Annotated in this window: 3 protein-coding genes and 2 pseudogenes; all 5 read right to left on the bottom strand. The window is 63.9% G+C overall.

The window, feature by feature from the left end; translation table 11 throughout:
* A pseudogene (locus VNW74_RS25745) lies at nucleotides 1-663 on the bottom strand (acyltransferase); the annotation flags it as partial.
* A gap of 42 nt (nucleotides 664-705) precedes the next feature.
* Nucleotides 706-1,566, bottom strand: a complete 861-nt coding sequence (locus VNW74_RS25740) for an ABC transporter permease (RefSeq protein WP_325682111.1) — start codon at nucleotides 1,564-1,566, stop codon at nucleotides 706-708.
* Nucleotides 1,566-2,378 (bottom strand): ABC transporter permease, encoded by an 813-nt coding sequence (locus VNW74_RS25735; protein WP_325682113.1) that lies wholly within the window; start codon nucleotides 2,376-2,378, stop codon nucleotides 1,566-1,568. The genes VNW74_RS25740 and VNW74_RS25735 overlap by 1 nt, the downstream gene beginning before the upstream one ends.
* Before the next feature lie 236 nt (nucleotides 2,379-2,614).
* A pseudogene (locus VNW74_RS25730) lies at nucleotides 2,615-3,598 on the bottom strand (ATP-binding cassette domain-containing protein); the annotation flags it as partial.
* Nucleotides 3,599-3,622: 24 nt separating this feature from the next.
* On the bottom strand, nucleotides 3,623-7,999 hold the full coding sequence (locus VNW74_RS25725; protein WP_414686774.1) for a type I polyketide synthase: 4,377 nt from the start codon (nucleotides 7,997-7,999) through the stop codon (nucleotides 3,623-3,625).
* Nucleotides 8,000-8,022 lie beyond the last annotated feature (23 nt).

Raw genomic sequence — 8,022 nt, 5'->3', positions numbered from 1 at the left:
GTCGCGTGTCTCGCGCTCGCTCAGCTGGCACCCCGCCATGGGAACACGAAGCGGCACTGCGGATTTGACGTCAGATCCGGTTCGCCGCGATGGCGGCAGGTCGTAGGCGAACATCGCGGACATGAACCGCTCGAGCCCCGATCGCCGCTGTTTCTGTATACCCCGTTGGGCGAGCACAACTTCCAGCGGGTCCGGCGCGGGCTGAACGGTGACTGCGGGAATTCTTCCTGTGCAGACGAGGTCGGTGTAGTAGGACAACAACTCCTCGACGAGGCTGAACTCGTGGTGACCGTCGGCGAGGCTGTGATGGACGTAAAGGGTCAGCTGCGCCTCTCCCCTGCGCAGCGTCAATCGCAACTGGATCAGCGACTCGGTCTGGTTCAAGTGCACAGGGGGGCTTCCGGCGGCCGGATCGTCGATCTCGACCACCTCGATTCCCGGATGAAGTAGATCGTCGACGGCGAACTGATGGCGGCCGTCGGGGCCCCGTTCGAGGTGGCCACCCAGAACCGGGTGCGACTCCAGCAGCGCATCAAAGGCAGCCGACAGAGCGTCGGCGTCGATCGGGCCCTTCACATCCGCTCCGAGACCCACGAAACTTTCTGTCTCGGCGAATATTTCTTCGCTACGCGACAGCTTCCGGATCACCGACGCTGTAAACATCCTCAGGCTCCCTTGCGGTTTGCGAACACGACGGCGAGGAAATCAGCCACGCGTGCTGGCCCTTCGATACCCGATCGCCATCGGTATCACGCACGCGGCGGCGACGCCTGCCGACCACAGCAGCGTTGCGACCATTGGCGCCAACACCGGACCACCAAGCGACAGTCCGCGCATCACCTCGATGGCATTGCTCATCGGCTGATTTCGGACGACGGGCTGAAGCCAGCTCGGGTACTGGTCGGCCGGCACGAAACCGGTGCTGAAGAACATCAGCATTCCCCAGATGACTTCGGTGGCCTCCACCATGATTGTGGTCGCCGCGTACAAGGCGATCGTGATGACGACCATAGTGAACGCCAAGCCCCACACAGTCGGAATGAACAACCACGCCAACGATTCCAGGATCCCCTGCCGGAACCGGAAACCCAGCACCAGCCCGGTGCACATGATGACCGCAGTAGTTGCCACGATCCGCACCGCTTCGGCCGCCAGCCTCGACAGCAGCCCCGATGCGCGGTGCACGGGCAGCACCCACAATCGGGACAGCAAGCCTTCCGTACGTTCCCGCATGAGACTGACCCCGCCGATCATCGCCCCTGACATAGCCCCGACCATCGCGACCAGCGGGACACTGCCATGCAGCGCACTGTGCCCGGTGAGCTGCGAAATACCGTCCCCAAGAACGACGTTCACTGTGATCAGCAGCACAACAGGCATGATCAGCGACTCGACCAAGGTCGCAAGATCGCGGACCCACCGATGAAGTACCCGCACGGTGAGCACCCAGGTGTGCGCAACGAGGTGGCGAAGTGAGTTCTCTTTAGCGTCACGCCTAACCGCTGGGCCTACATCGCCGAATCCGGCGAATGCGGCGGTCGTCTTGTACTCCGATGCAATAGACATCAGCGCCACCTCGTGGAAACCCAGGCGTGCAGCGCAAACGCTACCGCTATATAGGGCGTTACCCAAAGCAGTGCCGGTCCGATCACCGACCAGCTCACCGCACCGGTCGCCGGCGTGCTGTCCCCTGCCAACGCCCGCAGCGCGTAAATGAACTGGGAGATAGGTTGATCCCTCACGAAGCCCTGTATCCACCTCGGGAACCGTTCGACCGGTTGCACGCCAACCGACACCCACCCGAAGATCAGTTGCGGCAATATCATTATCGGCGTGGTGGCCTCCGGATTCTCGATCGCAGTTCCGGTCATGTCTCCGAGCAACGCCAGCGCCGCGCCGATCAGCAACGTCAGGAGGCAAAACCCCACCGTGTGCGCCACGCCGCCGAAGAAGCGGAACCCGATCACGTGACCGCACACCAGCGAGACCACCAGCGCGATGGAGCAGCGGTACACGCTGGCCGACATGCGTCCGGCCAGCGGTGTCAGCGGGGCAATTGGCATGGCTTTGAATCGCCGGTTGATGCCCTGTACTGAGTCGGTCGCTGATCGAAATGCCGCCGACACGGCGGCGAACGCGATCGCCTGTAGCGCGATCAGCGGCATCAGATACTGTGCGTAGCTACTCATGCCCTGGGCGAACATACCCATCATGTGTTTGAACGGGATGTACAAACCGACGGTGAACATAACTGACGCGGCGACCTGGGTGGCTAACTCCCCGTTGCGCAGCGTCGGCGTTATTTCGCGAACCGTCAGCACCCACCACTGCTGAACCGCAGATGGCTTCGGCCGGACTGCCGCGATAGCGATCACCAGAGCGCTTCCGCGTCGACGGGCGTCGCGGACCTGTTGCCGGCGTTCTCAAGACGGTGCCGCCCCGATGCGCGTCCGGGTTCCTCGGCTTCAACGTGCGCTGCGGACGTGTCGCCATTGCGCTCCAAACTATGCCGCCCCCCCGATCCGCGTTTGGGTTCCCCGGCCTCAACGCGCGCCGCGGACGTGTCGCCATTGCCCTCCAAACTATGCCGCCCCCCCGATCCGCGTTCGGGTTCCCCGGCCTCAACGCGCGCCGCGGACGTGTCGCCGGTGTTTTCGGTCGTCAGCGCGAAAAACACCTCATCAAGCGAGGGTCGACGCAAAGCGATATCGGCCAACTCGATGTTCGCCGCGTTCAAGTGGTATAGGACCTCCACCAGGGTGTTCGGGCCGTCGGGGGCCGGCATCGCGATACGGTCGGATGCCGTTGTCAGCGCCGCCCGATCATTCTCCGGCAACAACGAAACGAGCGCCTCGGCCACGGCGGGCAGATCCAACAGGTCGCGCGGGACGATTTCGCAGTAGGTCCCTCCGGTACGCTCCTTGAGTTCGTCGGCCGTTCCCTCCGCGATGATCGTGCCGTGATCGATCACGATAATGCGGTCACTGAGCGCGTCGGCCTCTTCCAGGTATTGGGTCGTCAACAACGTGGCGATGCCGGCCTCCTTGAACTCGGAAACCAGCTCCCAGATGCTTTGTCGACTTCGCGGATCCAGTCCGGTCGTGGGTTCATCTAAAAACACCACTTCTGGGGGGACCACCAATCCGCAGGCGATGTCGATCCGTCGGCGCATGCCGCCGGAATATGTACTGACACTCCGGTCAGCCGCGTCAACCAGGTCAAAGTGGTCGAGAAGGTCCTCCGCCCGCGATCGCGCCTCCAACTTCTTCAACCCCTGGAGGCGGCCGAACGTCACCAGGTTTTCCCGGCCGGTCAACATGCCGTCGAGCGCCACCTGCTGGCCGGTGAGCATGATCGACCGTCGCACTCCGGCCGGATCGGACAAGACGTCATGCCCGGCGACCTCCGCGTGGCCGGAATCCGGCCGCGTCAACGTCGAAAGGATGTCCACCGTAGTCGTCTTGCCGGCCCCGTTGGGACCCAGCAAGCCGAGGACCTCGCCACGACTGACCTTGAAGCTGATGTCGGCCAGCGCAATAACGGAGCCGAAGGTCTTCCTGACCCCGTCAAGCACTACCGCGTTATCGGTGCCGGGCATTCGCCTCTTGGGCATTCGCCGCTCCTACGCCTCAGTCGACGACAAGTCCACCAGGGACAGTTCATCGCTGGCCGAGTCTATTTCACTCTGCGCAACCGCCTCCCGCGTCAATTCCATCACGGTAGTCGAGAACGCGCCGGCGAGTGATTCCACCAAGGTCGGGTCGAGGCGGCGGGTGTCATACCACCAATCCAGGTGCAAGACACCAGCCGAGCGATACACCCGGAGTTCGACGGCGTGACCCAGGCCCGGGATCGTCTCGCGCACCGGCATCGCCGTGTCGGCGTCGAACTGAACCGGAGCATCATCGGCTGGCACGGCCGGCAGATCGGGAATCGCGCCCACATACGAGAAAAAAATGTCAGCCGGGGGCGTGCCACCGAGCAGCCGTGCGGTCGGTGCGTACATGTACCGCAACAGCCCGTATCCGATTCCGTAGTGCGGCACGGCGTTCAGTGTGTCGTGCACGCCGACCAACAGCTGGCTGGCGCCCGCGTCTTGGCTCTTCACGCAGGCGAGAGCGACGGGATAGACGGTGGTGAACCAGCCAACCGTTCGGCGCAGGTCGACATCGGGTTTGAGAACCGACCGGCCCGACCCACCGAGGTCCACTGCGACAGAACCGTCACCGACCGTGGCCGCAATCGTGCGGCCCAGTGCGGCCAGCAGGATTTCGTCGACCGGAACCTGAAGCCGGCGCCGCGCGTCATCGATTTCGGTTGTTTCCGAGACGGTCAGCGTCGACGACAGTCTCACGAGGTCGTCCACCGCAGGTGGTTCCGATACCTGACCTGCCACGCGCAGGGTCACTTTAGCCTCGGTGTCCAGCCAGAAATCGCGACTTTCCACGACCGCGGGATGGGCAGCGAGCCCGGCGCACCGTTGTGACCACTCACGCCACGGTGTGGTGACCGGTTGCAGCGCAATCTCTTCGCCGGCCAGCCGTTGCCCGAAAGCGGTGAAGATGTCGGTGACCAGGATGTCGCGCGACGCGTTGTCGCCGACAACTCCGTGCACACTGATCGCCAGATAGCACGGCCCGTCTGCCGCACCACGGATGTAGGTGGCGGTCAGCGGCGGGCTCGAGAGGTCCTGGGCGCGCATCTGGCCCTTGAGGATGTCGAAGACGGCTTCCCGCTCCTGAGAGCTTCCCGGTGCGACACCGTCCGGAAGCGACTGTGTGCCCAACTCAGTGAACTCCTGCGGTTCACCGAGGTGCTGCTCCCATGTTCCGGCGCGGTGAACGATTCGCAGCCGCAGTGCATCGTGATGATTCGTCACGGCGGTGAGCACCGAGCGGATGTCGTCGATCTGCAGATCCGGGCGAAGTCGCAGGATCAGCGGAATGCGCCAGCGGCCGACCTCCCGCAGCCCGTGCTCGAGGAAGTGCTCGATGCTCGGCGGAACAGGGGGATGTTCAACATCATTCGCCGACTGGCGCGCCAGGCCACCTGCCGAGTAGCGGGCAACCAGAGTTTTGGCCAGAGCGGCCACGGTCTGGTTCTCGTAGAGGTCCTGTGGTGTGAGGTCCAGTCCTTCGTTGGCGGCGGTCATCGCGACGCTGATGGCGATCAGTGAGTCGCCGCCGAGTTCGAAGAAGTTGGCGTTCCGGTCGATCGAGCCGACACCGAGACACTGTGCCCAGATGCGCTGCAGCGCGCCCTCCATCTGCGACTTGCCGTCGGTGGCCTCGTGGGCCGGGGTGGCGGCGCCTGCTGACGGCGCCGTCCCGTTCGTCGGCGTGGCACCGTTTGCCCACCCGACGTGAGGCTGGTAGTCGACCCAATGCCGTTGGCGCGCAAAGGGGTAGCCCGGAAGCGAAACCCGTTGCGGGCGTTGGCCGGTGCGCGGCGTCCAGTCGACGTCGATACCCGCCGACCAGAGTTGCCCCAGCGCGAGCAAGAAGGTGTCGCGATCACTGCGGTTCTGAGCCTGGTGGCGCATGAGACGAACGGCCCGGTGTCCACTTGACCATTTCGGGTGACGCGTCGCCGACCCCGTGAGAGTTCCACCGGGACCGACCTCGACCAGCACGCGGCTCGGATCGACAAGCAGCAAATCAACTTCGTCGGAGAACCTGACGGTTGCCCGTATTTGGCGTGCCCAAGTCGCGGGATTGGTCGCCTCGCTGGCCGACATCCAGGTTCCGGTGATGTTGGAAAGCAAAGGTATCTGCGGTTCGCGAAGCGTCAGGCGGGACAGGAAGCCCTGGAACTCCGGAATCACGGAATCCATTAATCGTGAATGGAAAGCATGCGATGTGCGGACCCGACGAGCCACGATCTTATGTTCGGCGAGATGATCGGTGAATTTGCGGATGTTTTCGTCGGTTCCGGCAACGACGCAGCCGCCCGGTTCGTTGACCGCGGCCAGGTCGACGTCCGGCGAAAGGTACTCGGCGATGGCATCGGGACTCAGCGCCACCGCGACCATGACACCACGGGGTGCGGCATGCATCAGGCGGGCGCGCATCGACACCGCCTTGACTGCCGTCGGCAGATCAAAGATGCCCGCGACGGTGGCCGCCACATACTCGCCGATGCTGTGTCCCGCTAATGCCGCCGCGTGAACCCCATGGGACTCAATCAATTTCGCTAACGAGTATTCCACCGCGAACAGGGCGGGTTGAGCCCGGTCGGTGCGCTCCAGGTTTCGTCCGGCCCCGTCGAAAACCTCCGCGCGCAGGTCGATGCCCAACTCCTCGTCAAACGCTGCGGCGCACCGATCAAAGTGCTGGGCAAACACCGGCTCGGACTCGTAGAGACCCCGCGCCATCCCGATGTGCTGAGCACCCTGGCCCGGGAAAAGGAAAGCGACTCGCTCCGAGGTCATTTCGGCGCTCGGTTCCACGGTCACCGACTCACCGACGAAAACGTTGTCGTGCTCCGAAGCTTTCAGCACATTTGCCGCATGCTGCTGATCGTTGACGACCGCCGCCATCCGGTTGTTCTCTTTCCGGCGGCCCGCAAGAGTGAACGCGACGTCAGACAAGTTGAGTTCATCCGGGCCGGACAATTCGGCGGCAAGAGCTGAGCGTGAGTCCTCCAGGGCTTCGGCCGTCCGAGCCGACAAGAGGAGAACCTGCGGACCGGGCTCGATGTCAGACCCCGACAGGGCCGGCGCCTCTTCGAGGACAACATGCGCGTTGGTGCCGCCCACACCGAACGAGCTGACCCCCGCACGCCGGACGCCGTCCCATTCCCAGGGACCGTACTCGCCGCGCACGACGAAAGGCCCCCGGTCGAGGTGCAATTCGGGGTTGGGGCTGGTGAAGTGCAGCGTTGCCGGAATTGCCCGGTGCTTGAGGCAGAGAATCGCCTTGATCAGGCCGGCCATCCCGGCCGCGGTCTCCAGGTGACCGATGTTCGACTTGACCGAACCGACGAAGCACGGGCCGGGTCTGGGCGCACCCGAAATTTCGAAAGCTTGCCGCAGCCCTTCCATTTCGATCGGGTCGCCGAGCGGCGTGCCGGTCCCATGAGTCTCGACATAGCTCACGGTGGACGCGTCGATGTCGGCCACCGCATGCGCCTCCGCGATGACCTCGGCCTGACCGACGGCATTGGGCGCCGCGTACGTCATTTTCGTCGATCCGTCGTTGTTGATCGCCGATCCCCTGATCACGGCGTGAATGCGGTCCCCGTCCTCGACGGCGGCCTGCAACGACTTGACCACCACGACAGCGACTCCGCTGCCGAAGATAGTGCCGTCGGCCCTCACATCGAACGGCCGGCAATGACCGGTGGGCGACACCATCGATCCCGGTTGGTACCAGTACCCGACGTGGTGCGGGACCCGGATCGACGCGCCACCGGCCAGTGCCATGTCGCATTCACCATTCAGAATGCTTTGGCAGGCCAGATGAAGCGCGACCAGCGACGACGAACATGCCGTCTGAACCGAGAGCGCGGGACCGCGCAGATTGAACTGGTGCGCCACCCGGGTCGCCAGGTGATCCTTGTCGTTCTGCAGCGACAGGTCGACCATCTCGAAAGTGGCGCCCTGCCCGATGATCGCGTAGGAATCGCGGTGCGACATGAGGTTATGGAGCAGATACCCGCTGGCGGAGCTTGTTCCGTACACCCCGACCGAAGCCTCGATCTGCGCAGGGTCGTAGCCGGCGTCTTCTAGCGCATGCCACGCACACTGCAAGAAAAGCCGGTGTTGCGGATCCATCATGCGAGCGGACTGCGGAGTGAAGCCGAAGAAATCAGCGTCGAATTCGTCTATCCCATACAGCAGCGCCGCGCGCTTAATGTAGGCACGATTTGCTAGCGCCTTTTCGCCGACGCCGGCGGCGATGAGCTCGTCCTCCGACAAGGTCACGATCGATTCCTCGCCGCGCCGCAGATTGTTCCAGAACGCCGACACGGAACCGGCGCCGGGGAATCGTCCGGCCATGCCGACAACCGCAACCGCGTTGG

Origin of the sequence: Mycobacterium sp., from assembly GCF_035570115.1 — a bacterium.
Lineage (GTDB): Bacteria > Actinomycetota > Actinomycetes > Mycobacteriales > Mycobacteriaceae > Mycobacterium.
The sequence above is the reverse complement of the archived record's forward strand: the minus strand, read 5'-3'. Positions and strand labels throughout refer to the sequence as shown.

What these genes read in the sequence shown, in the direction of transcription:
- VNW74_RS25740 (WP_325682111.1), bottom strand. Translation starts at nt 1,566, where the DNA reads ATGTCTATTGCATCGGAGTACAAGACGACCGCCGCATTCGCCGGATTC.
- VNW74_RS25725 (WP_414686774.1), bottom strand. Translation starts at nt 7,999, where the DNA reads ATGGCCGGACGATTCCCCGGCGCCGGTTCCGTGTCGGCGTTCTGGAAC.